Here is a 26080-nt window from a genome sequence, read left to right as displayed (position 1 = left end):
CGCCCGACCACCGGCGCGCCCGGTGGCCGGTTCCGTCGGGAATCACCCGATTCGCCCTACGCTGCCCCCATGCCCCGCCGAAAGCTGCACGTCAAGGCCGCCGACTCCGCCCGGATCAACGCCGAACTGGCCGATTTGCGGGCCCGCCCGGACCTCCGCGTGGGATGGCCCGACGCCGTCCTCGTGGAGGCGGAGGAGGCCGCCCGGACCCCGCGGCTGCCGGAGTACGACGCGACCGCCCTGCCGCTGTTCACCGTCGACCCGCCCGGCTCCCGGGACCTCGACCAGGCCATGCACCTGGCGCACCGCCCGGGCGGCGGCTACCGGGTGCACTACGCCATCGCCGACGTCGCCGCGTTCGTCCGCCCCGGCGGACCGATCGACGCGGAGGCCCGGCTCCGCGTCCAGACCCTGTACTTCCCGGACCACCGCGTCCCGCTGCACCCGGCCCGGCTCTCCGAGGACGCGGCCAGCCTGCTGCCGGGCGAGCCCCGCCCGGCCCTGCTCTGGCAGCTCGACCTGGACGCCGACGGCGCCGTCGTCCTCGCCGACCTGCGCCGCGCCCTCGTCCGCTCGCACCGCCGGCTGGACTACGCGCAGGTGCAGCGCGCCGTGGACGCCGACGGCGCCGACGAGCAGCTCGCCCTGCTGGCCACCGTCGGCCGGCTGCGCGAGGAGCAGGAGCGGGCCCGGGGCGGGATCAGCCTGCCCGTCCCGGAGCAGGAGATCGAGGAGACCCTGCACGGCTACGTGCTCGGCTACCGCGCGCCCCTCCCCGCCGACGGCTGGAACGCGCAGATCTCGCTGCTCACCGGCATGGCCGCGGCCGAGCTGATGCTGGACGCCGGCGTCGGCCTGCTGCGCACCCTGCCCGCCGCCCCGCCGGAGGCCTACCGCCGGCTGCGGCGGACGGCCGAAGCCCTGGACATCGACTGGCCGGAGGGCCTGCCGTACCCGGAGCTGATCCGCTCCCTCGACCCGCAGGCCCCGCTGCACGCCGCCTTCCTCAACGAGTGCACCGGCCTGCTGCGCGGTGCCGGCTACCACGCCTTCGACGTGGCCCGGGACGTGCCGGTCCCGACCGCGCCGGTGCACGCCGCGCTGGCGGCGCCGTACGCGCACTGCACCGCGCCGCTGCGCCGGCTGGCCGACCGCTTCACCCAGGAGGTCTGCGCGGCCGTCGCCGCGGGTGAGGCGGTGCCCGACTGGGCCCGGGAGGCGCTGCCCGCCCTCCCCGGCCTGATGGCGGGCGGGGAGCGCCGCGCGGCCGAGGTGGAACGGGCCTGCGTGGACCTGCTGGAGGCGGAGCTGCTGGCGGGCCGGGAGGGGGAGGAGTTCCCGGCGCTGGTCATCGACGTGGACGAGCGGCGGCCCACCCGTGGCACCGTCCAGTTGCGCGAGCCGGCCGTCCGGGCCCGCTGCGACCGCGCCGACGTCACGGAGGGTGCCGCGGGCGCCACCGGTGGGGCGGCCGGCGCCGACGGGGCCGCCCCGCTCCCGCTCGGCGGACTGCTGCTGGCCCGGCTGACTGTGGCCGACCCGGCCACCCGGACGGTCCGCTTCGCCGCCGTCTGAGCGGCCGTCCGGCCGTCCCGGTGTGAGGATCGGACCGGAACGGCCGGACGGTACCCGCGCCCGGTCCCGCCCGCACCGGGCAGGACCGCAGCGGACCGCGCCGCACCGGGCCGGGCCGGGCCGAAGTCCTTTGACGACGGAGAGTCACCGGCATATCGTCGATCGATCGCGGGCGGACGAGTCGATCCCGAGCGGTCCGGAGCGGAGGAGGCGGCCTCATGGGCCCAGTTGGGCGGCCGGCGGAGTCGGAGCGGCCGGGGCAGGACGACGACCGGCGCCGCCGGCTGCTGATCCTGGCGATCTGCTGCCTGAGCCTGTTCATCGTCGGGCTCGACAACACCGTGGTGAACATCGCCCTGCCGGCGATCCAGAAGGACCTCGACGCCCCGGCCTCCGGCCTGCAATGGGTCATCGACGCGTACACCCTGGTGCTGGCCTCGCTGCTGATGCTGTTCGGTTCGGTGGCCGACCGCTTCGGCCGGCGCCGGGTCTTCCAGGCGGGCCTGCTGCTCTTCGTGCTCGGGTCGCTGCTCTGCAGCCTCGCGCCCAGCCTGGAGTGGCTGGTGGTGTTCCGCGCGGTGCAGGCGGTCGGCGGCTCGATGCTCAACCCGGTGGCGATGTCGATCATCACCAACACCTTCACCGACCCGCGGGAGCGGGCCCGGGCGATCGGCGTCTGGGGCGGCGTGGTCGGCATCTCGATGGCGCTCGGCCCGCTGCTCGGCGGCTTCCTGGTGGCCGGGGCGGGGTGGCCCTCGATCTTCCTGATCAACGTCCCGGTGGGCCTGGCCGCCTGCCTGCTGACGGCCCGGTACGTCCCGGAGTCGCGCGCGCCGAGGGCCCGCCGGCTGGACCCGGTCGGCCAGCTGCTGATGGTCGTGCTGCTCGGCTGCGGCACCGCCGCGATCATCGAGGGCCCGGAGCACGGGTGGACGTCGCCGCTGATCCTCGCGCTGGCCGCCGCGGCCCTGGCCGCACTGGTCGCCTTCCCGCTCTGGGAGCGGCGGGTCGCCGAGCCGCTGGTGGACCCGCGCTTCTTCCGCAGCGCGCCGTTCACCGGCGCCACCGTGACCGCCGTCTGCGCCTTCGCCGCACTCGGCGGCTTCCTCTTCCTCAACACCCTCTACCTGCAGGACGTCCGCCACTACAGCCCGGTGGAGGCGGGCCTGTGGACCCTGCCGATGGCCGGGATGATGCTGGTCTGCGCGCCGCTCTCCGGCCGGATCGTCGGCAGCCGCGGCCCGCGCGGCCCGCTGGTCGCGGCCGGCCTGGGCCTCGCGTCGAGCGGCCTGCTGCTGACCCGGCTGGCCGCGGACTCCCCGCCGGCCCTGCTGCTCGTCGCGTACGCGCTGTTCGGCTTCGGCTTCGGCATGGTCAACGCGCCGATCACCAACGCCGCCGTCTCCGGCATGCCGCGCGCCCAGGCGGGCGTGGCGGCGGCGGTGGCCTCGACCAGCCGCCAGGTCGGCCAGTCGCTGGGCGTTGCCGTGATCGGCACCGTGGTCACCTCCGCGGTGGTCGGCCCGGTCGTCACCGGGCTCGCCCCGGCCAGCCACGCCGGCTGGTGGATCGTGACCGGTCTCGGCGCCGCCATCCTCGTCCTCGGCCTGGTCACCACCACCGACTGGGCCACCGGCACCGCCGTCCGGGTGGCCGCCCGGCTCGGCGGCGAGCCGCCGGTCGTCCGGCCCGGAGTACGGGAGGTCCCGTCCGAGCGGCTACCATGACCACTACGGCGGACGAGCCGGCCGGGCGGTCGCGACGGGTCCTTGGACCCGCCGAGGAACGTCCGGGCTCCACAGAGCAGGGTGGTGGGTAACGCCCACCCGGGGTGACCCGCGGGACAGTGCCACAGAAAACAGACCGCCCGCCGCTTCGGCAGCGGGTAAGGGTGAAACGGTGGTGTAAGAGACCACCAGCGACCGGGGTGACCCGGCCGGCTCGGTAAACCCCACCTGGAGCAAGGTCAAGATCGGTGCCTCCGGGCACCGTGCGCGGATGATCGAGGGCTGCTCGCCCGAGTCCGCGGGTAGACCGCACGAGGCTGTCGGCAACGGCAGCCCTAGATGGATGGCCGCCTCCCCGGGCCGCGCAAGCACCCCGGGAGACAGAACCCGGCGTACAGGCCTGCTCGTCCGCCGCCCAGCGGCCTTTGCCCCGGAAAGGGCCTCCGACCTGAGTCGGAGGCCCTTTCCGAGCTTTCGGGGGCTTGCCGTGCCAGGCGGCCAGAACGTCCCTCGAACGGACCGGCGGGCCCTCGGGGGTTTCAGGAGGGGTGGGCGCCGACGGCGTCGCGGATCTGCTCGCCGAGGCCGCCGTTCACGCGGGCGCAGTTGGCGCAGCAGAAGAACCGGCCGGCGACTTCGACGCCGTGGCCCACGATCCGGACCTCGCACTGCTCGCAGCGCGGTGCGAGCTTCTCCATGGCGCACTCGAAGCTGTCGAAGGTGTACGTGTCGCCGGTGATCGTTTTGATCTCGAAGGCGAGCCAGTAGTCGTTGCCGCAGGTGACGCAGATGGCCATGGCGGCCGTCTCCCTTCCGGTGGGGGCTGACCGACCGGGCGGGCGCTCAGCCCTCCCAGTGTCGGAGCGGCCTCGGTGACCGGCCACTCGGCGCACCCCTCAGGCGGACCGGGTCGCGAGCTCCTCCAGGGCGCGGACCGCCCGGTCGGCGTCGTCGGCGGCGACGAACAGGTGGTCGTGGTGGAAGCCGGCCACCACGTTGCAGCTGATGCCCTCCTCGGCCAGTCGGCCGGCGACGGCGGCGGTCAGGCCGACGGCCTCCAGCGCCGAGTGGATCTGCAGCGTGATCCATGCCGCCACGTATTCGTAGCGCAGGCCGAGCGCGTCCGCCTCCTCCTGGGCCACCACCACCGTCACCCCCTCGGGTTCGGCGACGGTCACCACCGGCCGCATCCCGGCGGGCACCTTCGCGGGCAGCGTGCAGTAGACGTACCGCCCCGGGTTGAGCTGCGGGTGCATGCCGCGCAGCAGGGTCGCAAGGTCTCGTTCTCCGGCCATGCCCGCCACCGTAGCGGCTGCACCGGCGCGGGGAGGGCCGTCGCCGGCTGTGTCGAAAAGCGTTGACGAGCGACAGTCACCGATATATCGTCGAGATATCGAGACAGTGACACGACTGTCCGAACGAACGAGGAGGTGGGCGCGATGCGCTCAGGACGACGATTTCGTGAGGAGGGCCCGTGGGGCGGTAGGCGCCGCGGCCCGGGTCCGGAGTTCGGGGGGACGCCCGGTGAGGGCTTCGAGGGGCGTGGCGCGTTCGGCGCCTTCGGCCCGCCGCCGTTCGGGCCGGGGCGCCCCCCGGGCGGGCCGTTCGGCCACGGCTTCGGTGGCCACGGCGGGCGCGGCCACGGCGGCCCCCGCGGCCGGCGCGGCGGGCGGGCCCGGCGCGGGGACGTGCGCGCCTCGCTGCTGGCGCTGCTCCGGGAGCGGCCGATGCACGGCTACGAGATGATCGCGGAGATCGCCGAGCGGACGGGCGGCGCCTGGCGGCCGAGCCCGGGCTCGATCTACCCGAACCTCCAGCTGCTGGAGGAGGAGGGCCTGATCGTCGCCGAGGAGGTCGGCGGCAAGCGGTTGGTCTCGCTGACCGAGGCCGGGCGCACCGAGGCCGAGGCGGGGCCCGCCGAGCCGTGGGCGGAGGCCGGGCAGGAGGTCGACTGGGCGGCCGTCCAGGAGGTCGGCCAGGCCCTCGGCGCGGTCGACCAGGCGATCCGGCAGGTCATGACGACGGGGACGGAGGCGCAGCGCGCCAAGGGTCTCGCGGTGCTCAACGAGGCCCGCAAGAAGCTCTACCTGATCCTCGCCGAGGATGACTGACCGGCTCGGGGGAGTACGGCAGGGTGGAGCGGGGCCGGCCCGGTGGCGGAGGGGGAACGGCGGCGGCGGTGCTGCCTGCTCAGGGGCGGACGGCGAACAGCGCCACGCACGCGAGCAGCAGCACCGTCCAGCCGAACCAGAGCCAGCCGTTCGGGCCGATCACCGCGCTGTAGAGGCTGACCACGACGAGCAGCCCGGCGGTGACGCCGGCCACCTGGCGGTTGTGCTGCATCACGGCCCGGGGCCGCGTCCTGGAGTGCTGGTGTCGTGCGGTCCGTGCCATGGCCGCCCTCCTCGGGGGAGCGGCGGTCGTCACCCGGAGGCGCGGGCGCTGGCCGCCTCGTCGTACTCGTAGCGCCAGTGCCAGCGGGTGCCGTGCACCTGCTTGGCCCGGACGTACACCAGTGTGCGCGCGGGAGTGTCCCCGTGCGCGGGGACCGGCACCCGGTAGGTCTTGGGCACGCCGTACATCGGCCCCAGCGGGATCGGGAGGATCCGGCCGTCCAGGGGCCCGCCGACGAATTCGGTGTCCGCGCTCTTCACCCCACCAGGGTCTCACCCCGGCGCGGCCGCCCGGCCGGCCGGGAGGGTTCGGGACGGTCCGGGGGAGGGCTTGTGACGTGCCGGTGCCGGGAGTGTGACCGGCGAGGCACCGCCCCCGGTCATTCGGAGGCCCCGCGCACCCTTATCCTTCCTGTTACGCCCTCGGGGTTCACCCGGGTCAGCGGGCCCCGTACGGGCCGGGTCGGGCGCACGTCGGTGTGCCTGCCGGGCCGCCGAGCCGCAGTCTGCGTACTGCCGTGACTCCGTACCGTGACCCGGGCGTCGGTCGTCCGGCAACCCCGGCTCCGGCCGGCGGGGCGCGGACAGCAGGGCCGAGCACCCGAGCACCACCCCGGGAAGCAGCGGGGGGCGCCGTGCGTTGCCTCGGAGTGGTACGTCGAATGCTGTGTCACACCAGGCACAGCAGTGCGCGGAGAGGGGCCCGATGGAATCCGGCAGCAGGTGGACGACCTGGTGGCAGAAGCGTGATCGTCAGCGGGCCCGGCCGGGTGAAGCGGACGGCCCGGCCGCCCGACTGGATCAGCTGCTCGGCGCCGTGCGCGCCGGATTCCCGCTCGCGCCGGCCGCGCATCCGGCCGGGTACCGGTGTTCCTGCGACCGGGTGGCCTGTCCGGCCCCCGCGCAGCACCCGGTGTCCTTCGCCTGGCAGACCCAGGCGACGACCGACCCGGAGCAGGTCGGCCGCTGGCTCTCGCGGGATCCGCTGGCCAACTTCGTCACCGCCACCGGTCGGGTCCACGACGTGCTGGACGTACCGGTCGAGGCCGGCCGGCTGGCCCTGGAGCGGTTGACCGCGCTGGGTGTGGAAGGTCCGGTGGCCGCCGTCGGCGAGGACCGCTACCTGTTCTTCACCGCCACCCGCGGCACCCCGGTGGACGAGGACGAGTGGTGGCCGAGCGCGCTCGACTCCACCCCGGACACCATGTCCGAGCACCCGGGCCTGCGCTGGCACTGCCGCGGCTCGTACACGCTGCTGCCGCCGGCCGCGCTGCCGGACGGCTCCGAGGTCCGCTGGCTGCGCGGGCCCGAGCAGCCCCTGCCGGACCCCCTGCGCGTCCTCGACGTGCTGACCGACGCCTGCACCGAGGTGGGCGCGGTCGCCGAGGAGCAGTGGCTGATCGGGTGACACCCGGCCCGACCCGGCCCCGCCCCGCCCGGTGGGGCCGGGCCGGGCCGGGCGGGCGGGACTGCGGCCTACGGCAGCGTGAGGATCTCCGCGCCGTCCGCCGTGACCACGAGGGTGTGCTCGAACTGGGCGGTGCGCTTGCCGTCCTTGGTGACGACCGTCCAGCCGTCCGCCCAGATCTCGTAGTCGTAGGTGCCCAGGGTGAGCATCGGCTCGATGGTGAAGGTCATCCCCGGCTTGATCACCTCGGTGGCCCGCTCACTGTCGTAGTGCGGCACGATCAGCCCGGAGTGGAACGACGTGTTGATGCCGTGCCCGGTGAAGTCCCGCACCACGCCGTAGCCGAAGCGCTTCGCGTAGGACTCGATGACCCGGCCGATCACGTTGATCTGCCGGCCCGGCTTGACCGCCTTGATCGCCCTGGCGAGGGACTCGCGGGTCCGCTCGACCAGCAGCCGGGACTCCTCGTCCACGTCGCCGCAGAGGTAGGTGGCGTTGAGGTCGCCGTGCACCCCGTGGATGTAGGCGGTGGCGTCGATGTTGACGATGTCGCCGTCCTCCAGCACGGTCGAGTCGGGGATGCCGTGGCAGATCACCTCGTTGATCGACGTGCAGACCGACTTGGGGAAGCCCCGGTAGCCGAGGTCGGAGGGGTAGGCGTCGTGGTCGCACATGTACTCGTGGGCGACGGCGTCCAGGGCGTCGGTGGTGACGCCGGGCGCGATCAGCTTGGCGGCCTCCTCCATCGCCCGGGCGGCGATCCGGCTCGCGATCCGCATCTTCTCGATCGTCTCGGCGGTCTGCACCTCGGGCCCGGTGTACGGCGCCGGCGCGGGCCGGCCGACGTACTCGGGGCGCGCGATGTGCGCCGGGACCTTGCGGGTGGGGGACTGGATGCCGGGTACGAGAGCCATGGCCGCGAGTCTATCCGCCGGCCCCGCCCCGCCCCGGGGGTGTGCGGGAGCATCCGGGCCGGGGAATGATCGGTACGACGTACCCGCCGAACGGGAGTGACCGCCATGCCCATGGGATTCCACCGCAAGCCGACCGGCAAGCCCGGCGAGTGGTTCTACTGCATCAAGCACGCCAAGGTGGAGGAGGGGCCGGAGTGCCCGGCCAAGGACCGCCTCGGCCCGTACGCCACCCGGGAGGAGGCCGCGCAGGCGCTGGCGATCGCCGACGAGCGCAACCGCGAGTGGAAGAACGACCCGCGCTGGAGCGACAAGGCGGAGGGCGACCGGCCCGAGTAGCGGGCGGCCGCCCCCGGCCGGGCCGGCGCTTCGTCAGCCGGCCGCGAGGCCCAGGTACTTGGCGCTGGTCAGCGGCGCGACCACCTGCCAGCCGAGCGAGCTGTAGAGCGCGTGCCCGTCCGGGGTGCCGGCCAGCACGCCGGTCTGGGCGCCCTGCTCGTACGCCGCCGCGGCGAGGGTGCGCATGACGAGGCTGCCGAGGCCGCGCCGGCGGTGCGCGGCGGCGGTCTCGATCTGGTCGGCGACGGCGGTCGCGCCGGTGGGCGCGATCTGGCCGCGGGCCGCCAGCGTGCCGTCGGCGTCGGTGACCAGCGCGCGGACCACGCCACCACGGGTCCAGGTGCGCAGGTGGTAGCCGTCCGGGGCGGTCAGCCGGTGGGCGGGCACCGGCGTCAGCGGGACGGTCATCAGGTAGCCGGGCTCGTCGTCGATCCACCAGTCGGGCCCGAGCCACGGCGCGGTGACCGCGGGATCGGCGAAGATCTTGATCCAGAATCCCTCGGCGCGGACCGAGCCGGCCACCTTGCGGACGTCGGCCTCCCGGACGGCGTCGCCGGTGGCGTCGAAGACGTGCCGGCCGACGTGGCCGGTGAGGCCGACGTCGATCGTGTAGCCCCAGGGCTCGACCACGGGCGGTGCGGCCGCCCGCGACACGATCCATCCGTCGACCCAGCTGCGGACGACGTTCTCCGTCGTGGTCTCCAGCACGGCCACCCCTCCGTTCGGCAGGTCTGAACATCAGTGAGTGTAATGGTCTCGGGTCGCCTGTGTCACTTACTTTTCGACGGCTACCGCGCCCTGTTCCGTCGCCGTCGTGCCCCGCTCCGCCACGCCCCGCTCCGCCACGTCCTGCGCCGTCGTGCCCTGCTCCGCAGCGGCCCGCTCCGCCGCGGCGCGTTCGTGCTCGGCGCGGACGGCGGCCGCGTTCGGGTCGGTGCGGCTGTCGTAGGCCAGCAGGCTGGGCAGCGCGGCCACCAGGGCGAGCACGCCCGCCACGCAGGCCAGGCCGCCGGCCCAGACCGAGGCACGGACGCCGACCGCGCCGGCCATCCCGCCGGCCCGGACCTGGCCGAGCTGCGGGCCGACCGAGTAGCTGAGCAGCTCCACCCCGGCCATCCGGCCACGCACCTCGTCCGGGATGGACTGGTTCCACATCGTGGAGCGGGCGATACCGCTGATCTGGTCGGCGCCGCCGGCCAGGGCCAGGCAGAGCAGCACCAGCCAGATCGACGCGGAGAGCCCGGCCAGGGTCATCGCGGCACCCCAGCCGAGGGCGGCGGCCACCAGCATCCGGCCCTGCCGGTGGATGCCCGACGTCCAGCCGCTGGTCGCCGAGACCGCCAGCGCGCCGACGGCCGAGGCGGCGTACATCGGGCCGAGGGCCCAGCCGGCGTCCAGCTCGGAGGCGAGGAACGGGAAGATCGCCACCGGGAAGGCGAACAGCATCGCGACCAGGTCGACGGCGTAGGTGCCCAGCAGATCCTTTCGGCCCCAGGCGTACCGCACGCCGGTCAGCACGGCCCGGACGGAGGGCTTCTCGGCACCGGTGGGCGGCGGTACCGCGCGGATCCGGGCCAGCATCAGCAGCGAGGCCCCGAAGGTGAGCACGTCCAGCGCGTACGCGGTCTGCACCCCGGCGAAGGCCACGATGACCCCGGCCAGGGCCGGCCCGGCCACCGAACCGGCGTTGCGGTACAGCGAATTGAGCGCGAACGCGGCGGTCAGCTGGTCGTGCGGGACGATCCGCGGGGTGAGCGAGTCCAGTGCCGGGCGCTGGAGGCCGTCGGCGGCGGCGACCAGCGCGGCCACCAGGTAGACCGGCCAGAGCAGCGGGGTGGGCAGCAGTGCGTTGAGCAGCAGGACGCCGGTGAGCAGCCCGAGACCGGCCTCCGAGAACAGCACCAGCTTTCGGCGGTCCAGCGCGTCGGCGAGGGCGCCGCCCCAGAGCCCGAAGACGATCAGCGGCACCAGTTCGAACGCGCCGACCAGGCCGACCGCGAACGAGGAACCGGTGAGGTCCTTGATCTGCATCGGCACGGCGACGTAGGTGAGGAAGCTGCCGAGGCTGGTGATGCAGCCCGAGAGCCAGAGGAACCGGAAGTCGCGGGAGGAGCGCCACGGGGTCAGGTCGGGGCGGAGCGAGCGCAGCAGCGTCGGCAGCCGCCCGCCCGGGGGTGGTTCGGCGTCGTTCACGAACGACCATCCTCGGCGCCCCGTTCTTACCCCCGCAACAGGTTTTCCGCGGACCGGCCGGCGCGGTCCGTGGGCCGGCCGGTCCGCCGGCCCCCGGACGGCGGGCCCACCGGCCGCGGGCCTACCAGCGGCTGATCGCCGGCCCCGCGGTGAGCCGCCCGGCGAGGTCGGCCAGCCGGCCGAGCGCGGACCGGTGCGGTGCCGCCTCACCGGCGGCCGCGCTGACCAGGTGCTGGGCGAGGTCGAACGGCTCCTCCTCGGCGGTGCCGACGGCCAGCCGCTCGTGCGCCAGCCCGGCCAGCCCGGCCAGCCCGGCCAGCCCGGTCGGCCCGGCCGCGCCGTCCACCGCGAGCACCGTCGCGCCGCCGCGCCGGGCGTCCTGCACCCGCTCCAGCAGCCCCTCGCCGACCTCCGCCGGCGCCACCACCAGGACCGTCGCCCCGCGCCCGGCCTCCGTCAGCCGCCGCAGGCCGTGCGTCAGATGGGCCGGGGCCCCGGCGGGCACGCGGTGGCGCAGCAGGGTCGGTGCCAGCCGGGGGACGTCCGACCAGGCGGCCTCGTCCATCAGATGGGCGGCCAGGTGCCACGGCTCGTACTCCTCGGTGCCGACCAGCAGCAGCCCGTTCGCGCCGCGCCGGCCGACCGACCGCCGCAGGGTGCCCGCGAAGCCGCCGACCGTCTCCAGCCAGCCCGTCCCCGACAGCCGTTCCCGAAGTGCCGAAACTCTCACCGCGTCCATGCGGCCAGAATGTCGCGCGGGGCCGGGTGTTTGGCAGGATCGGCCCATGACTTCCCTCGAATCAGCGACAAACCCGGCCCACGAGCTGCCGGACGTCTCGCAGCTGGTGGTCGGCGTCCTCGGTGGCACCGGCGACCAGGGGCGGGGGCTCGCCGTTCGGCTGGCCAAGGCCGGCCAGCAGGTGATCATCGGTTCGCGCGACGCCGCCCGGGCCGAGGCCTCGGCGGCCGAGCTCGGCCTCGGCGTGCGCGGCGCCGACAACGCGACCACCGCGCGGGAGAGCGACATCGTGATCGTGGCCGTCCCCTGGGACGGTCACGCCGCCACCCTGACGGCGCTGCGCGAGGAGCTGGCCGGCAAGATCGTGGTGGACTGCGTCAACCCGCTCGGCTTCGACAAGCAGGGCGCGTACGCGCTGGTGCCCGAGGAGGGCAGCGCCGCGCAGCAGGCCGCCGCGCTGCTGCCGGACTCGCGGGTCACCGCCGCGTTCCACCACCTCTCGGCGGTGCTGCTCCAGGACGAGACGGTCGAGCGGATCGACACCGACGTGATGGTGCTCGGTGACGAGCGCGCCGCCACCGACGTGGTGCAGGCGCTGGCCGGCCGCATCCCGGGGATGCGCGGCATCTTCGCGGGCCGGCTGCGCAACGCCCACCAGGTGGAGTCGCTGGTGGCCAACCTGATCTCGGTCAACCGCCGGTACAAGGCCCACGCGGGCCTGCGGATCACCGACGTCTGAGCCGCGCTCCCGGACGGGGCTCCCGGACGGGGCTCCCGGTCCGGGAGCCCCGTCCGGCCGGCGGCGGCGCGCTGCCCGCCGGCCTCACCCCTGGACCCGGTCCGGGGGTGAGGTCGGCGACAATGGGAGCCGACCGTCAGCCCGCAGTAGGAGCCCCCGCCATGCCCCGTACGTCCCTGTTCGCCTCGATCGTCGTCATCCTCACGCTGGCCGCCGCGGTGGTCGCCCTGGTCCAGGGCAACCTCTGGGGCCTGGTGTGGATCCCGCTGGCCGGCGTCGCGAGCAACGTCCTCTGGCTGAACCTGCGCCGCGCGAAGCTGGCGAAGGCCGTTGCCGAGCGCGACCGGGCGCTGCACGGCTAGGCCGTTCTCGGAAGGCGTCCGGCTTCGCCGGGGGAGCTAGTTCTTCCAGAACGAGAACAGGTACCGGCCGAGCGTGGCGTAGTCGGCGTCCGCACCGAAGAGGCCCATCAGCCCGTACACCGCGTCGAAGAAGAACCGGTTCACCTCGGGCTGCCAGAGCAGGGCGAACACCGCCAGCATCCCGTACGGGGCGAACGGCTCCACCGCGCGCCGGGTCTTGTACGACAGCCAGGGCTCGACGATCCCGTAGCCGTCCAGGCCGGGCACCGGCAGCAGGTTCAGCAGGGCCGCGCTCAGCTGGAGCAGCCCGAGGAAGCCGAGCGCGCCGGCGAACGGCGAGACGGTCAGCTCGTAGCCGTTCCACTGGGCGTGCACCGACGGGTCGTCCAGCCAGCCCGCGCCGATCGGGATCAGCAGCACGGCCGCGCAGAGCAGGTTCACCAGCGGGCCGGCCGCCGAGATCAGGCTGTGCTTGAGCCGGCCGTTGATCCGGTGCCGCTCGATCCAGACCGAGCCGCCGGGCAGGCCGATGCCGCCGAGGATCACGAACACGATCGGCAGCACGAAGCTGAGCAGGATGTTCGTGTACTTGAGCGGGTTCAGCGTCAGGTAGCCCTTGGCCCCTACGGTGAGGTCCCCGCCGTGCAGGGCCGTCCGGGCGTGCGCGTACTCGTGCAGGCAGAGCGAGACCATCCAGCCCGCCACCACGAACAGGAACACCCCGAACGAGGCGTTGCCGTACCCCGCGTAGACCGCCCAGCCGGACGTGGCGAGTATCGCGAGCAGCACCCAGAACACCGGGCTGATCCGGCGGTCCTCGCTGCGCGAACGCTGCGTTGCGGCGAAGGTCATGAGTACGTGCTCCGGGGTGTCTGGGGAACGGGCAGGGGGACCGATCATGCCGGGCGGGCCCGTTGTCGGACAAGCCGTCCCGGGTGAACGTACGGCGCCCCGCCCCCGGTTCCGCCGTGCCGGGAGCGGGCCCGGACAATTGTGCGTGGTACCGGCGGCCATCGATCAGAATGGGCGGGTGCACTACGGCATCCTCGGTACCACCACGGCCCACCACGACGACGGCACGCCCGTCCCGCTCGGCGGCGCCCGGCTGCGCGCGCTGCTCGCGGCGCTGGCCCTGCGGCAGGGCCGGCCGGTGCCGGCCGAGCTGCTGGTGGACGAGGTGTGGGACGCCGAGCCGCCGCAGGACTCCGCCGCCGCCCTGCAGACCCTGGTCGGCCGGCTGCGCCGGACGATCGGCCGGGAGCGGATCGGCTCCGGCCCGGCCGGCTACTGGCTGACCGAGCCGCGCACCGACCTCGGCGAGTTCCAGCGGCTGGCCGGCGAGGGCCGCCGGGCGCTGGAGGAGGACGACCACGCGTCGGCCGCCGAGCACCTGCGGGCCGCGCTGGCGCTCTGGCGCGGCCCGGCCCTCGCCGACCTGCCCGACCCCGGCGGCCCCGCGACCCGGCTGGAGGCCCAGCGGGAGGAGGCCCGCCGGCACCGGATCACCGCCGACCTCGGCCTCGGCCGGGCCGCCGAACTGGTCGCCGAGCTGGCCGAGTTGTCCGGGCAGCAGCCGCTGGACGAGCCACTGCAGTACCTGCTGGTGCGGGCGTTGCACGAGAGCGGCCGCACCGCCGAGGCGCTGCGCCACTACGAGCGGACCCGGCGCATCCTCGCGGACGAGCTGGGCGTCGACCCGGGCCGCCGGCTCCAGGCGCTCCACGCCGAGTTGCTGGCCCCGGTCGCCGTTCCCCGGCCCGCCCCCGAGGCCGGAGCACCCGGAGCACCCGGAGCGCGCGTGGCCCCGGGGCCCCGGCCGGCCGCGTCCGGCGCCCCGGACCGGCCCCACGACCTGGCCCGGCCCGGTGATCCCGCCGGGCCCGGCGCCCCGGACCGGCCCGGCGACCACGACCGGTCGCCGGCGGCCGCCCCGCCGCGCAGCACGGGCAACCTGCGCGGCCGGCTCACCAGCTTCGTCGGCAGGGAAGGCGATCTCGCCGCGCTCCGCGCCGCCCTGACCGTCAGCCGCCTGGTCACCCTGACCGGCCCCGGCGGCTCCGGCAAGACCAGGCTCTCGGTCGAGGCCGGCCGCACCGAGCAGGGCGCCGGGCGCTGGCCGGACGGCGTCTGGCTGGCGGAGCTCGCCCCGCTGGACAGCCCGGCCGCCGTCCCGGCCGCGGTGGTGTCCGCGCTCGGTCTGCGCGAGACCGTCCTGCACACCGGCGGCATGGTCGCCGAGGTGATCGAGAGCCGCACCGAGGACCCGCTGCGCCGGCTGGCCGACCACTGCGGCCACCGCCGGATGCTGCTCGTCCTGGACAACTGCGAGCACCTGGTCCAGGCCGCCGCCGACCTCACCGACCAGCTGCTCGCCGAGTGCCCCGGCCTCACCGTCCTCGCCACCAGCCGCGAACCGCTCGGGGTGCCCGGCGAGACCGTCCTGCCGGTCGAGCCGCTGCCCGACCCGGTGGCGCTGCGGCTGCTGACCGAGCGCGCCACCGCCGCCCGCCCCGGCTTCGACCCGGAGGTCGACCGGGAGGCCTGCGCCGAGATCTGCCGCCGGCTGGACGGCCTGCCGCTCGCCATCGAGCTCGCCGCCGCCCGGCTGCGGGTGATGACGGCCCGCCAGATCGCCGACCGCCTGGACGGCCGCTTCGCCCTGCTCACCGGCGGCAGCCGCACCCTGCTGCCGCGCCAGCAGACCCTGCGGGCGGTGGTCGACTGGAGCTGGGACCTCCTCGGCAAGCGCGAACGGGCGGTGTTCCGGCGGCTCTCGGTGTTCGCCGGCGGCTGGACGCTGGAGGACGCCGAGGCGGTCTGCGCCGACGAGCGGGAGGTGCCCGCCGAGGAGGTCGCCGACCGGCTGCTCTCGCTGGTCGACAAGTCCCTGGTGGTGGCCGATCTGGCGGCGGACGGCCCGCCGCGCTACCGGATGCTGGAGACCATCCACGAGTACGCGGAGGAACGGCTGGCCGCCTCGGCCGAGCGGGCCGCGGTCGAGCGCCGCCACCTGGAGCATTTCTGCGAGCGGGTCCGCACCGCGGACCAGCACATCCACGGCCCGGAGCAGCTGTTCTGGCTGGCGGTGCTGGAGCGGGAGCAGGACAACATCCGGGCCGCGCTGCGCCGGGCCGTGGACCTCGGCGACGAGCAGCACGCGCTGGCCCTCGCGCTCGGCATGAGCTGGTACTGGTCGCTGCGCGGCTTCAGCCTGGAGGCCCGCAGCTGGTACGACGCCGTGCGGTCGATCGGCCCGGACCCGTTCGACCCGGCCGGTCCGCTGCCGGAGCCGCTGGAGCACGGCGTGCTGGACCACCGCCTGCCGATGCCGCCCGCGGTGGCCGCGGAGGCGCGCCGCCAGCTGGCGACGTACCGCCTGGTCGGGCTCTTCGAGGGCAACCTCGACGTGCTGGCCGACGGGGAGGCCGCCCGGCTCTCCCGGGGCCTGCTCGACGCCTACACCCCCGACCTCCCGCAGAGCTACCGGTTCCCCGGCCTGATGCGGGTGTTCGCGGCGTTCCTGGCGGGCCGGCCGGAGGTCCTGCGGGAGCTGCTGGACGACGCGGTGGAGGGCTGCCGCCGGCACGGGGCCCCCACCGACCTGGCGTTCATCCTGCAGATCCGGGCCAAGCTGATGAACGACTGGCCCGGCGGGCTGGAGCAGTCGATCCGCGACGGCGAGGAGTCCCTGGAGCTGTTCCGCCGGACGGGCGACCGCTGGGGGATGTCGCAGGCCTACGCGGCCCACGGCGAGGCGATGGCCCACCGGGGGAGCGCCGAGGAGGCCGTCGCCGCGTACCGGCGGGCGATCGAGCTGGCGGAGGAGCTCGGCGCCCCGCAGGAGGTGCCGATGCTGCGGATCCACCTCGGCAGCGCCCTGCTCGGCAGCGACCTCGCGGAGGGGGAGCGGCGGATCCGCGAGGCGCTGGCCGAGGTCGATCCGGAGGACACCCAGGCGGCCGGCGGCGCGCTGCTCTTCGGTCACCTGATGCTCTGCGGGATCCTCGCCGAGCGCGGCGAGTACGACGAGGCCCTGGCCACGCTGGAGTCGCTCAGCCTGGGCCGGGCCGGCTTCTTCGCCCCCGGCCTGGTCGGCGGGCTGCTGGCGGTCACCCGCGGCTGGGTCACGGCGCGGGCCGGGGATCCGGATCAGGGGCGCGAACTGGTCAACGAGGGGCGGCGGTTGCTGTTCTCCGTGCCGGAGTCCGCGAGCAGCTTCGCGGAGCAGATGGCGGCGATGATGGTGCCGGCGGCGGCCGGTGTCCTGCGGGCGTTCGCCGAGCGCGACGGGGACCTCGACGCGGCCCGCCGGGCGGCGGTGCTGCTCGGCGGCCACTCCGGGCTCAACGGGCCGAAGGGCGGTTACCTGGACCGCATCGAGCGCGAGCGGGCCGAGGAGGGCCTGCGCGGGCTGCTCGGGGACGAGGCGTTCGAGGCGGCGTACGCGGAGGGTGCCGCGACCCCGGTGGGACGGGTCCGGGAGCTGCTGGACCTGATGAACGGGAGGCCGGCCGGCTGACCCCCCGTCCCAGGGGTCGGCCGGCCGGCGGTCGGGTGGGGCCGCGGGGCCCGTGGGCGGTACCCGGCGGCCCGTGCGGGGAGCCGGGCCCGGTGCGGCGTCAGGTCCGCTTGCGGAACCGGGCCACCGCGAGCGGGGCGAAGACCGCGGTGATGCCGATCGACCAGCCCAGCACGATCAGCACCGGGTGGGCCACCGGGCCCTCGCCGTTGAGCAGGGCCCGGCAGGCGTCGGCGAGCGCGGACAGCGGGTTCACCTTGGTGAAGGACTGCAGCCAGCCCGGCATGGTGTCGGTCGGCGCGAAGATCGAGCTGCCGAACTGCATCGGCATCAGGACGAGCATCGAGACCCCCTGGACGGCCTGGACGCTCTTCAGCGACATCCCGAGCAGCATCGAGATCCAGACGATCGACATGCCGAAGAACAGTGACAGGCCGACCGCGGCGAGCAGCTCCAGCGGACCGGTCTTCACCTCGAAGCCGAGGATCATGGCGAAGGCGATCAGGATGGTGAAGGAGACCAGCGCCCGGCAGGTCTCCGCGACGATCTTGGAGAGCAGGACGGAGGACCTGCCGATCGGCAGCGTCCGGAACCGGTCCATCACCCCGGTCTGGAAGTCGCTGTTCAGGCCGGTGCCGACGGCCATCGCCAGTGTGATGCCGGTCTGTCCGAGCAGGCCGGGGATCATGTACTGCTTGTAGGCGTCCTGGCCGCCGGAGATCGCGCCGCCGAAGACGTAGACGAAGAGCACGGTGAAGATGATCGGCATCAGCACCGCGTCGAACATCGACTCCGGGTCCGCCTTGATCCGCATCAGGTTGCGGCGGGTCAGCGCACCGAGGTGGCGCAGCGTGCCGCTCAGGCCGATCCGGGTGTCCTCCACCCGGGTGGGCTCGACGGTTGCGGTGCTCATGCGACGGGCTCCTTGGCGAGGCTGGGGGCGGGCGCCGCGGTGGCCGCGGACTTGCCGGTGATGGTGAGGAAGACCTCGTCCAGGCTGGGCACCTTGGTGTCGATGCCGGCGATGGCGAAGCCGCGGGTGCCGAGCACCCCGACGACGGCGGTGAGCTGCTCCTCGCCGGTGATCGGCACCGACAGCAGCCCGGTGTCGGTGGAGAAGGTCGCCTCGGCGATCCCGGTCTCCTGCACGCAGCGGGCCATCTCGGGCAGTTCGGCCCGGTGCACCGGGCGGACCTGCAGGGTCTGGCCGCCGACCTGGGCCTTGAGCTCGGACACCTGGCCGGCGGCGATCACCCGGCCCCGGTCGATCACGGTCAGCTCGTCGGCGAGCTGCTCCGCCTCCTCCATGTACTGGGTGGTGAGCAGCACGGTGGAGCCCTCGGCGACCATCCGCTGCACCTCGTCCCAGACCTCGTTGCGGGTGCGCGGGTCCAGGCCGGTGGTGGGCTCGTCCAGGTAGAGCACCCGGGGGCGGCCGATCATGGAGGCGGCCAGGTCGAGCCGGCGGCGCATGCCGCCGGAGTAGGTCTTGGCGATCCGCTTGGCGGCCTCGGTGAGCGAGAACCGCTCCAGCAGTTCGGTGGCGCGGGCCTTGGCGTCCTTGCGGGAGAGGTCGAGCAGCCGGCCGATCAGGTAGAGGTTCTCGTAGCCGGAGAGCATCTCGTCGACGGAGGCGTACTGGCCGGTGAGGCCGATGGTGCGGCGCAGCTGCTTGGGCTGGCGCAGTACGTCGTAGCCGCCGACGAAGGCGGTGCCGGCGTCCGGCTTGATGAGCGTGGAGAGGATGCGGACGAGCGTCGTCTTGCCGGCGCCGTTGGGCCCGAGCACGCCGAGCACGGTGCCCTCGCGGACGGTGAGGTCGACTCCGTCGAGGGCCTTGGTGGCGCCGTAGTGCTTGACGATGCCGTGGACCTCCACGGCGTTGCCCGCGGCGGGCCCCCGGTCGTTCGGGGCGGTGGTGATTCGTGTCATGCCCCCAGGCTGCCCGGCCCGGCTGTCGCCCGGCTGTCACCGCGGGGGCCGGGCCCCCGGGCTGCTGTCATCCCGCTGTCGCGCTGCTGTCGCGCGGTGGCCGGCAGGAGGACGGCACGCGGCCGGCAGGGCGACGGTGCGGGGCCGGCAGGGCGACGGTGCGGGGCCGGCAGGGCGACGGTGCGGGGCCGGCAGGGCGACGGCGTGGTGGCCGCCGGGGTGGCGGCGCGGGGCCGGGGTGTGCGGTGGGGCCCCGCTCCGCACACCGGAGCGGGGCCCCACCGGCCCGTCAGTGGAAGGTGTGCTCGGGCGCCGGGAAGGTGCCGGACTGCACGTCCTCGGCGAACGCGCGGGCGGCGTCGCCGAGGACGGCCCGCAGGTTGGCGTACTGCTTGACGAACTTCGGCACCCGGCCGGCCGTCATGCCGGCGAAGTCGGTCCAGACCAGGACCTGGGCGTCGCAGTCGACGCCGGCGCCGATGCCGACGGTCGGGACGGAGAGCTGCTCCGTGACCTGGGCGGCCAGCTCGGCGGGGACGGCCTCCAGGACGACGGCGAAGGCACCGGCCTGCTGGACGGCCTTGGCGTCGCGCAGGAGCCGGTGCGCCGCCTCGTCGCCGCGCCCCTGGACGGGGTAGCCGCCGAACGCGTGCACGGACTGCGGGGTGAGGCCGATGTGGGCCATCACCGGGACGCCGGCCTCGACCAGGAGCTCGATCGAGCGGGCGCTGCGTTCGCCGCCCTCCAGCTTGACCGCTCCGACCCCGGCCTCCTTCATCAGCCGGGCGGCGTTGTGCATGGCCTGGGCGGGGGACTCCTGGTAGGAGCCGAAGGGCAGGTCGGCCACGATCATGGCCCGCTTCGTGCCGCGGACGACGGCTGCGGAGAGCATCACCATCTGATCCATGGTCACCGGTACGGTCGTCTCGTAGCCGAGGTGGCAGTTGCCCGCCGAGTCGCCGACCAGCAGCACCGGGGTGCCGGCCTCGTCGAAGACGCCCGCGGTCAGGGCGTCGTAGGCGGTGAGCATCGACCACTTCTCGCCGCGCTGCTTGGCGGCGGCGAGGTCCCGGACGGTGATGCGGCGGTTGGTGACCCCGCCGTAGAGGGTGGCGGTCGACGCCCGGTCCTGGGCAGGCGAAGGCGAAGAAGCGTTCATCGAACAGGCTCCTGAAGGGTTGTCGTCTCGTGGCGCCGTGCGGCGTCCCCGGATCACCTCCATGTTTGCACGGGCCGGCACGGGCGCAAAGAGGCGTGCACGGAGTCGGGTGCGATCCACGCCACACCGGTCCGTGGCAAGAGCGGGTGAGCGGCGGCTTTGCCCAAACTTTATGAAACGGAGTCGTCTCGTATCGAAAGTCGCGCTACGCTGTTCGGGGGGTTACGAGACGCATTCGACTCGGAATTGCCCGCCAGTGCCACGCCACCACGGACGGGATCCGCCATGACCACCGCAGCCGCGCCACCCCGCGTGCCCGAAGCCATCCACCGCCGCCGCTGGGCGATTCTGGGCACCCTGGTGCTCGCCCTGCTCGTCGTCGTTCTCGACAACTCGATCCTCAACGTCGCGATGAAGACCATCGCGTCCCCGGCGCCCACCGGCCTCGGTGCCAGCCAGAGCGACCTGGAATGGTCGATCAACTCGTACACCCTGGTCTTCGCGGGGCTGCTGTTCACCGCCGGACTGCTCGGCGACCGGTTCGGCCGCAAGCGCGCGCTGCTCGCCGGCATGGTGGTCTTCGGGATCGCCTCGCTGCTCTCCGCGCTGGCCGCCTCGCCCGGTGAACTCATCGGGTACCGCGCCCTGATGGGTGTCGGCGGTGCGCTGGCGATGCCGGCCACGCTGGCCATCATCATGAACGTCTTCGAGCGCGCCGAGCAGCCCAAGGCGATCGGCATCTGGGCCGGCGCGGTCGGCCTGGCCATCGCGATCGGCCCGATCACCGGCGGCCTGCTGATCGAGCACTTCTGGTGGGGCTCGGTCTTCCTGATCAACGTCCCGATCGTGGTGATCGCCCTGGTCGCGATGGTGCTGCTGGTGCCCGAGTCCAAGGACCCGAACCCGGGCCGGCTCGACCCGATAGGCGTGCTGCTGTCGATCATCGGCCTCGTCGCGCTGATCTACGGCATCATCAAGGGCGGCGAGCTGGCCGACTTCACCGCGGCCGCGGCCCTGGTGCCGATGCTGGTCGGCGTGGCGGCGCTGGTCGCCTTCGTCTGGTTCGAGCGCCGCACCTCCCACCCGGCGCTGGACGTCACCTGGTTCCGCAACAAGGTCTTCAGTGCCTCCGTGGTGGTCGTCGGCGTGGTGTTCTTCGCGCTGATGGGCGTCTCGTTCTTCGGCGTCTTCTACACCCAGAGCGTGCGCGGCTACAGCGCGCTCCAGGCCGGCATGCTGATGCTGCCGCTGGCCGTCGCCCAGCTGGTGTTCGCCCCCCGGGCCCGGCTGGTGGTCGACCGCTTCGGCATCCGCGCCACCTGCGCCGGCGGCATGGTGCTGATCGCGGCGGGCTTCGTCGGCTACCAGTTGCTGGACGTCGGCACGCCGATCTGGGTGCTGGTGGTGCTCGGGCTGCTGATGGGCAGTGGCATGGCCCACGTCATGCCGCCGGTGACCGTCGCCATCATGGGCTCGCTGCCGCGCGAGAAGGCCGGGGCCGGTTCGGCGATCAACAACACCTTCCGCCAGGTCGGCGGTTCGCTCGGGGTCGCCGTGCTCGGCGCGGTGCTCTCCACCGTCTACCGCGACGGCATGGCCGACAAGCTGGACCAGCTGCCGACCGAGGCGCTGCGCGAGAAGGCCGGCGAGTCCCTGGAGGCCACCCTGGCCGTCGCCGACCGGCTCGGCCCGCAGGGCGCCGGCCTGGTCGGCCCGGCCAACGACTCCTTCATCAGCGCCATGCACGTGGTGGCCGGGCTCTCCGCCGGCATCACCCTGGTCGGCGCGCTGCTGGCCTGGCTCCTGCTCCCCGGCCGGCTCCCGGCCGGCGGTCCCGGCGCGCCCGGCGGCGCGCCCGGGGCGAAGGACGCCCGGCCGGCGGAGCGGTCGGACGCCGCCGAGCCCGCCCGCGGCACCGCGGCCGCGGACGTCTGACCGGTACGCGGTCGCGGGCACCCCGCCCGCGACCGGGTGTCCGCCCGGCCGGTGCGCTGGGCGAGAATGGGGGCCCTGTCCACCCGGCGGCGTCCGGGCGGGCGGGGCCACCGTCCGTACCGCGGCTTTCACCGGCCCCGGCCCAGGGGCGACAATCGGGAGTGGGGACGGCGCAGCGCGCCCGCGAACATCCAGGAGAGAAGGCGAGGATGACGACGGACACCACCGCGGCGTCGACCTGCACCGGCCCGCGTCGGGGCCGCCCGCGCAGTGAGGCGGCCGAGCAGGCCATCTTCGCCGCGGTCGAGGAGCTCATGGCGGCCGGCACCAGCCTGCCCGAGCTGACCATCGAGGGCATCGCCACCGCCGCCGGGGTCGGCAAGGCCACCATCTACCGGCGCTGGCCCAACAAGGAGGCCCTGCTGATCGACATGGTCAGCAGGCTGGAGGCGCCCGTCCCCGAGCGCACCGGCGGATCGGCCCGGGACGACCTGGTCGCGATGGTCGAGTACATGCGCATCCGCGGCCTCGCCAAGCGCTCCCGCTGGGTGCTCAAGGCCGCGCTCGGCCAGATGCACAGCTGGCCGGAGCTGCACGCCGCGTACCGCGAACGGGTGATCATGCCGCGCCGGATGATGGCGCGCGAGGTGATCCGCCGGGGCGTCGCCGAGGGCGAGCTCCGGGCCGACCTCGACGAGGAGCTGCTGGCCGACCTGCTGATCGGGCCGATCCTCGCCCGCAGCGTGCTCTGGGAGGACTCCGACCTGGAGGATCCGGCGCTGGCCGTCCGGATGGTCGACGCCCTGCTCCAGGGCCTGGCCGGCCCGGTGGCCCGGCCCGCTTCGGGCTGAGACCGGCCGGGCGCGGCCCGCGCCGGTGCGTGTACCTGCGCGCACCGCCGCCGACCTGCATCGACCTGCGCCGAACCGCGCTGACCTGCGTCGTTGTGGAGCCCGGCATTCCGGATCGGGGTGCCCGGGGCGCCGGGCCCACCTCGTCCGACCATCCGTTTCCTCCCGGTTGTGCCCGCTTCCCCGGCGCTCCGGCGTGGCCTGGCTCACCAAACCCGGCCACGCCGGAACCCGCTCCACCGGCCCCGCGTCTGTCCCGGCATAGGCTGAGCCGGAAATCCGATCAAACCGGCACCAGTCCGGCAGCCCGCCCCGCCCACCGGCGGCGTCGTGCACCGGACCGGCAGGCGGGACGAACGACGGGAGCCACGGGATGGCGCAGGCGGACAGTGCGGACCGGGCGGCGGTACCGGAGGCGGGGGGCAGCGACCCGGCCGCCGCCGACGGCACCGACGCCCGGCCCGGCGGCCCCGGCGGCCCGGGGGCGGGCTTCCTGGGCCTGCGCGGCTGGGGCCGGGACGGCCGCGGCAGCACCACCTGGCGGCGCGGCGTGGCCGTCGCCGTCCTGGCCCTGCTCACCGCGGCGCTGCTGGCCTTCCACGCCGAGGTGCCCAACACCGTCGGCAACCTCGGCAGCCTGCTGGAGACCTTCCTGCCCTGGCTCGGCCTGGCCGTCCCGGTGCTGCTGGTGGCCGCACTGCTGCGCCGCTCCGCGACCGCGCTGGTCGCGCTGCTGGTGCCGGTGCTGATCTGGCTCAACATGTTCGGCGGGCTGCTCACCGACAAGAGCGGCGGCGGCGGCGACTGGACGGTGCTCAGCCACAACGTGGCCGCGGCGAACGCCGACACCCGGGGCACCGTGAAGCTGCTGAAGGAGTCCGGCGCCCAGGTCGTCGCGCTCCAGGAGCTGGCCGGCACGGCACTGCGGAGCTACGAGACCGGGCTGGCCGGCACCTACCCGTACCACGCGGTGGAGGGCACCGTCGGCCTCTGGTCCACGTACCCGATCAGCGGGGTGTCCGTGGTGGACATCAAGATGGGCTGGACCAGGGCGTTCCGGGCCCAGGTCGCCACCCCGCAGGGCCCGGTCGCGGTGTACGTGGCGCACCTGCCGTCGGTCCGGCTGAAGGCCGAGGGGGGTTTCACCGTCAACCAGCGGGACGCCAGCGCGCAGGCCCTCGGCGACGCGATCCAGGCCGAGCCGCTGAAGAAGGTCCTGTTGCTCGGCGACCTCAACGGCACCATGAACGACCGCAGCCTGGCGCCGGTCAGCTCGCAGATGCGCTCGGCCCAGGGTGCGGCCGGCGACGGCTTCGGCTTCAGCTGGCCGGCCGCCTTCCCGATGGCCCGGATCGACCAGATCATGAGCAAGGGCGGCCTGCGGCCCACCGACTCCCGGACCCTGGGCCGGGACGGCAGCGACCACCTCGCGGTGGTCGCCGCCTACCGCTACCAGTAGCGGTCAGCCCTGGCGCCACCGGTTGGTGATCGGGAGGCGGCGGTCCCGGCCGAAGCCCTTGACCGAGATCTTCGGGCCCGGCGGGTACTGCCGCCGCTTGTACTCGGCGCCGTCGACCAGCCGGACGACCCGGTCCACCACGGCCGGGTCGAAGCCGGCCGCCACGATCGCGTCCCGGCCCTGGTCACCCTCGACGTAGAGGTCGAGCACGGTGTCCAGCAGGTCGTAGTCGGGCAGCGAGTCGGTGTCCTTCTGGTCCGGCCGCAGCTCGGCGGACGGCGGCTTGCTGATGGTGTTCCCGGGGATCGGGGGCACCTCGCCGCGCCGCTCGGCCTCCTCGTTGCGCCAGCGGGCCAGCCGGAAGATCAGCGACTTGTAGACGTCCTTGATCGGGCCGAACGCGCCCACCGAGTCGCCGTACAGGGTGGAGTAGCCGACCGCCAGCTCGCTCTTGTTGCCGGGCGCGAGCACGATGTGCCCCTCCTGGTTGGAGATCGCCATCAGCAGCGTGCCGCGCAGCCGCGACTGCAGGTTCTCCTCGGCCAGGCCGGTCAGCTCGGTGGCCGCCAGGTAGGCGTCGAACATCGGGGCGATCGACACCGTCCGGAAGTGCAGCCCGGTGCGGCGGGCCAGCTCGGCCGCGTCGTCCTTCGAGTGGTCCGAGGAGTACCGGCTCGGCATCGAGACGCAGTACACGTTCTCCGCGCCGATCGCGTCCACCGCGATGGCCGCCACCAGGGCCGAGTCGATGCCGCCGGAGAGGCCGATCAGCACCGAGCGGAAGCCGTTCTTGCGCACGTACGCCTGGGTGCCGGAGACCAGCGCGGCCCAGATCTCGGCCTCGTCCGAGACCCGCGGCGCGACCTCGGCCCGCACCGGTTCGGCGGGCGCCTCCTGCGGCTCGCCGCCCAGTTCGGTGCGGACCAGCTGCAGCCCGTCGCTGAGCAGCAGGCCGTCGGTGTGGTCGCTGCTCGCGGCGGGCAGCTCCAGGTCCAGGACGAGCAGGTGCTCCTCGAACTGCGGCGACCGGCCCAGCACCTCGCCGTCCGTGCCGACCACGATCGAGTCGCCGTCGAAGACCAGCTCGTCCTGGGCGCCGACCATGTTCACGTACGCGAGCGGGCAGCCCGCCTCGGCGGCGCGGCGCTGCACCAGCTCCAGCCGGGCGTCGTCCTTGTTCCGCTCGTACGGCGAGCCGTTGATCACCAGCAGCAGGCCGGCCTCGGCCTCGCGGGCGGCGGTCACCCGGCCGCCGTCCTGCCAGATGTCCTCGCAGATCGCCAGCGCGACGTCGACCCCGTGCAGCCGCAGCACCGGCAGCTGGTCGCCCGGGACGAACCAGCGGTACTCGTCGAACACGCCGTAGTTGGGCAGGTGGTGCTTGGCGAACCGGGTCACCACCTCGCCCCGGTGCAGCACGGCGGCGCAGTTCTGCGGGGACCCGGCCGGGCGGCCGAACCGCGGCGAGGCGTGCTCGGAGCGGCCGAGGTAGCCGACCACCACCGGCAGCTCGCCCAGCCCCTCGGCGGCCAGCCGGCCGGCCAGCTCGACCAGCGCGGACCGCGAGGCCTCGACGAAGGAGCGGCGCAGGGCGAGGTCCTCGACCGGGTACCCGGTCAGGGCCATCTCGGGGAACGCGACCAGCTGGGCGCCGGCCTCGGCCGCCCGCTTGGTCCAGTGCACCACCTCATCGCTGTTGCGTGCGATGTCACCGACCCAGGGGTCGGTCTGGCTCAGGGCGAGACGGAGATTGGGCATGCCCCGGAGTTTATCGTCCATCTGACGCAATGTCTCGGCCGGGGGTCGCCACTGCCCACGGCGCCGGTGATCCGCCATGAT

The 26080-nt window shown here is 74.3% G+C and carries 24 protein-coding genes and 1 other RNA gene; 12 read left to right on the top strand and 13 right to left on the bottom strand.

Going from position 1 to position 26080, the window contains the following annotated elements; genetic code table 11:
* The first annotated feature begins 69 nt into the window (after positions 1-69).
* The 3 genes from OH807_RS13530 (at position 70) to rnpB (ending at position 3713) form a co-directional block, all read left to right on the top strand.
* Positions 70-1575 carry an RNB domain-containing ribonuclease gene (locus OH807_RS13530; protein ID WP_406198060.1) on the top strand — a complete coding sequence of 502 codons (1506 nt, stop codon included), beginning with the start codon at positions 70-72 and terminating at the stop codon, positions 1573-1575.
* 218 nt (positions 1576-1793) lie between these two features.
* The gene (locus OH807_RS13525) at positions 1794-3302 is read left to right on the top strand and encodes an MFS transporter (RefSeq protein ID WP_406198058.1); all 1509 of its coding nucleotides are present in this window, start codon (positions 1794-1796) and stop codon (positions 3300-3302) included.
* Between the two features lie 13 nt (positions 3303-3315).
* Positions 3316-3713, top strand: an RNA gene (gene rnpB / locus OH807_RS13520) — RNase P RNA component class A.
* A 128-nt stretch (positions 3714-3841) separates the two neighbouring features.
* On the opposite strand, the gene OH807_RS13515 is transcribed toward rnpB, so the two are convergent.
* Both OH807_RS13515 and OH807_RS13510 read right to left on the bottom strand, forming a co-directional pair.
* Positions 3842-4099 carry a Prokaryotic metallothionein gene (locus tag OH807_RS13515; protein ID WP_406198055.1) on the bottom strand — a complete coding sequence of 86 codons (258 nt, stop codon included), beginning with the start codon at positions 4097-4099 and terminating at the stop codon, positions 3842-3844.
* A gap of 99 nt (positions 4100-4198) precedes the next feature.
* Positions 4199-4597, bottom strand: coding sequence for an ACT domain-containing protein (locus OH807_RS13510; protein WP_406198053.1), 399 nt, complete (start codon positions 4595-4597; stop codon positions 4199-4201).
* Positions 4598-4741: 144 nt separating this feature from the next.
* Between OH807_RS13510 and OH807_RS13505 the strand changes: the two genes are divergently transcribed.
* Complete coding sequence (locus OH807_RS13505; protein WP_406198051.1) at positions 4742-5413, top strand: PadR family transcriptional regulator; 672 nt, start codon at positions 4742-4744, stop codon at positions 5411-5413.
* Positions 5414-5492: 79 nt separating this feature from the next.
* Here the strand turns inward: OH807_RS13505 and OH807_RS13500 are convergent, their stop codons facing one another.
* Positions 5493-5696, bottom strand: coding sequence for a hypothetical protein (locus tag OH807_RS13500; protein ID WP_406198049.1), 204 nt, complete (start codon positions 5694-5696; stop codon positions 5493-5495).
* Positions 5697-5725: 29 nt separating this feature from the next.
* Positions 5726-5956, bottom strand: coding sequence for a hypothetical protein (locus OH807_RS13495; protein ID WP_406198048.1), 231 nt, complete (start codon positions 5954-5956; stop codon positions 5726-5728).
* Between the two features lie 445 nt (positions 5957-6401).
* Between OH807_RS13495 and OH807_RS13490 the strand changes: the two genes are divergently transcribed.
* Positions 6402-7103, top strand: a complete 702-nt coding sequence (locus tag OH807_RS13490; protein WP_406198046.1) for a bifunctional DNA primase/polymerase — start codon at positions 6402-6404, stop codon at positions 7101-7103.
* A 68-nt stretch (positions 7104-7171) separates the two neighbouring features.
* Here the strand turns inward: OH807_RS13490 and map are convergent, their stop codons facing one another.
* Entirely contained in the window at positions 7172-8017 is an 846-nt protein-coding gene (map, locus tag OH807_RS13485; RefSeq protein ID WP_406198045.1) for a type I methionyl aminopeptidase, read from the bottom strand.
* 111 nt (positions 8018-8128) lie between these two features.
* On the opposite strand from map, the gene OH807_RS13480 reads away from it, so the two are divergent.
* Entirely contained in the window at positions 8129-8353 is a 225-nt protein-coding gene (locus OH807_RS13480; protein WP_406210967.1) for a hypothetical protein, read from the top strand.
* A 33-nt stretch (positions 8354-8386) separates the two neighbouring features.
* Here the strand turns inward: OH807_RS13480 and OH807_RS13475 are convergent, their stop codons facing one another.
* The 3 genes from OH807_RS13475 to OH807_RS13465 form a co-directional block, all read right to left on the bottom strand.
* Positions 8387-9061, bottom strand: a complete 675-nt coding sequence (locus OH807_RS13475; RefSeq protein WP_406198043.1) for a GNAT family N-acetyltransferase — start codon at positions 9059-9061, stop codon at positions 8387-8389.
* Positions 9062-9127: 66 nt separating this feature from the next.
* The gene (locus tag OH807_RS13470) at positions 9128-10546 is read right to left on the bottom strand and encodes an MFS transporter (protein WP_406198041.1); all 1419 of its coding nucleotides are present in this window, start codon (positions 10544-10546) and stop codon (positions 9128-9130) included.
* A gap of 121 nt (positions 10547-10667) precedes the next feature.
* On the bottom strand, positions 10668-11285 hold the full coding sequence (locus OH807_RS13465) for a hypothetical protein (RefSeq protein WP_406198039.1): 618 nt from the start codon (positions 11283-11285) through the stop codon (positions 10668-10670).
* A 46-nt stretch (positions 11286-11331) separates the two neighbouring features.
* On the opposite strand from OH807_RS13465, the gene npdG reads away from it, so the two are divergent.
* Entirely contained in the window at positions 11332-12024 is a 693-nt protein-coding gene (gene npdG, locus OH807_RS13460; RefSeq protein WP_406198037.1) for an NADPH-dependent F420 reductase, read from the top strand.
* 161 nt (positions 12025-12185) lie between these two features.
* On the top strand, positions 12186-12386 hold the full coding sequence (locus OH807_RS13455) for a hypothetical protein (RefSeq protein WP_406198035.1): 201 nt from the start codon (positions 12186-12188) through the stop codon (positions 12384-12386).
* A gap of 36 nt (positions 12387-12422) precedes the next feature.
* Here the strand turns inward: OH807_RS13455 and OH807_RS13450 are convergent, their stop codons facing one another.
* Positions 12423-13238 (bottom strand): site-2 protease family protein, encoded by an 816-nt coding sequence (locus OH807_RS13450; protein ID WP_406198033.1) that lies wholly within the window; start codon positions 13236-13238, stop codon positions 12423-12425.
* A gap of 178 nt (positions 13239-13416) precedes the next feature.
* On the opposite strand from OH807_RS13450, the gene OH807_RS13445 reads away from it, so the two are divergent.
* The gene (locus OH807_RS13445; protein ID WP_406198030.1) at positions 13417-16905 is read left to right on the top strand and encodes an AfsR/SARP family transcriptional regulator; all 3489 of its coding nucleotides are present in this window, start codon (positions 13417-13419) and stop codon (positions 16903-16905) included.
* Positions 16906-17005: 100 nt separating this feature from the next.
* Here the strand turns inward: OH807_RS13445 and OH807_RS13440 are convergent, their stop codons facing one another.
* The 3 genes from OH807_RS13440 to panB all read right to left on the bottom strand — a co-directional run bounded on the left by OH807_RS13440 (position 17006) and on the right by panB (position 19996).
* Entirely contained in the window at positions 17006-17818 is an 813-nt protein-coding gene (locus OH807_RS13440; RefSeq protein ID WP_406198027.1) for an ABC transporter permease, read from the bottom strand.
* Entirely contained in the window at positions 17815-18837 is a 1023-nt protein-coding gene (locus OH807_RS13435) for an ATP-binding cassette domain-containing protein (protein WP_406198024.1), read from the bottom strand. Before OH807_RS13435 ends, OH807_RS13440 begins: the two co-directional genes overlap by 4 nt.
* 289 nt (positions 18838-19126) lie before the next feature.
* On the bottom strand, positions 19127-19996 hold the full coding sequence (gene panB, locus OH807_RS13430) for a 3-methyl-2-oxobutanoate hydroxymethyltransferase (RefSeq protein WP_406198021.1): 870 nt from the start codon (positions 19994-19996) through the stop codon (positions 19127-19129).
* A gap of 285 nt (positions 19997-20281) precedes the next feature.
* Between panB and OH807_RS13425 the strand changes: the two genes are divergently transcribed.
* The 3 genes from OH807_RS13425 to OH807_RS13415 all read left to right on the top strand — a co-directional run bounded on the left by OH807_RS13425 (position 20282) and on the right by OH807_RS13415 (position 24241).
* Entirely contained in the window at positions 20282-21931 is a 1650-nt protein-coding gene (locus OH807_RS13425) for an MFS transporter (RefSeq protein ID WP_406198018.1), read from the top strand.
* 209 nt (positions 21932-22140) lie between these two features.
* Complete coding sequence (locus OH807_RS13420) at positions 22141-22782, top strand: TetR/AcrR family transcriptional regulator (RefSeq protein WP_406198016.1); 642 nt, start codon at positions 22141-22143, stop codon at positions 22780-22782.
* A gap of 373 nt (positions 22783-23155) precedes the next feature.
* The gene (locus OH807_RS13415; RefSeq protein ID WP_406198014.1) at positions 23156-24241 is read left to right on the top strand and encodes an endonuclease/exonuclease/phosphatase family protein; all 1086 of its coding nucleotides are present in this window, start codon (positions 23156-23158) and stop codon (positions 24239-24241) included.
* Between the two features lie 3 nt (positions 24242-24244).
* Here OH807_RS13415 and OH807_RS13410 read toward each other — a convergent pair whose 3' ends face one another.
* Complete coding sequence (locus tag OH807_RS13410) at positions 24245-25999, bottom strand: NAD+ synthase (protein ID WP_406198011.1); 1755 nt, start codon at positions 25997-25999, stop codon at positions 24245-24247.
* Between the last annotated feature and the right edge of the window lie 81 nt (positions 26000-26080).

This window comes from Kitasatospora sp. NBC_01560, assembly GCF_045208415.1.
Classification (GTDB): domain Bacteria; phylum Actinomycetota; class Actinomycetes; order Streptomycetales; family Streptomycetaceae; genus Kitasatospora.
This window is presented reverse-complemented; position numbering and strand designations above follow the sequence as displayed.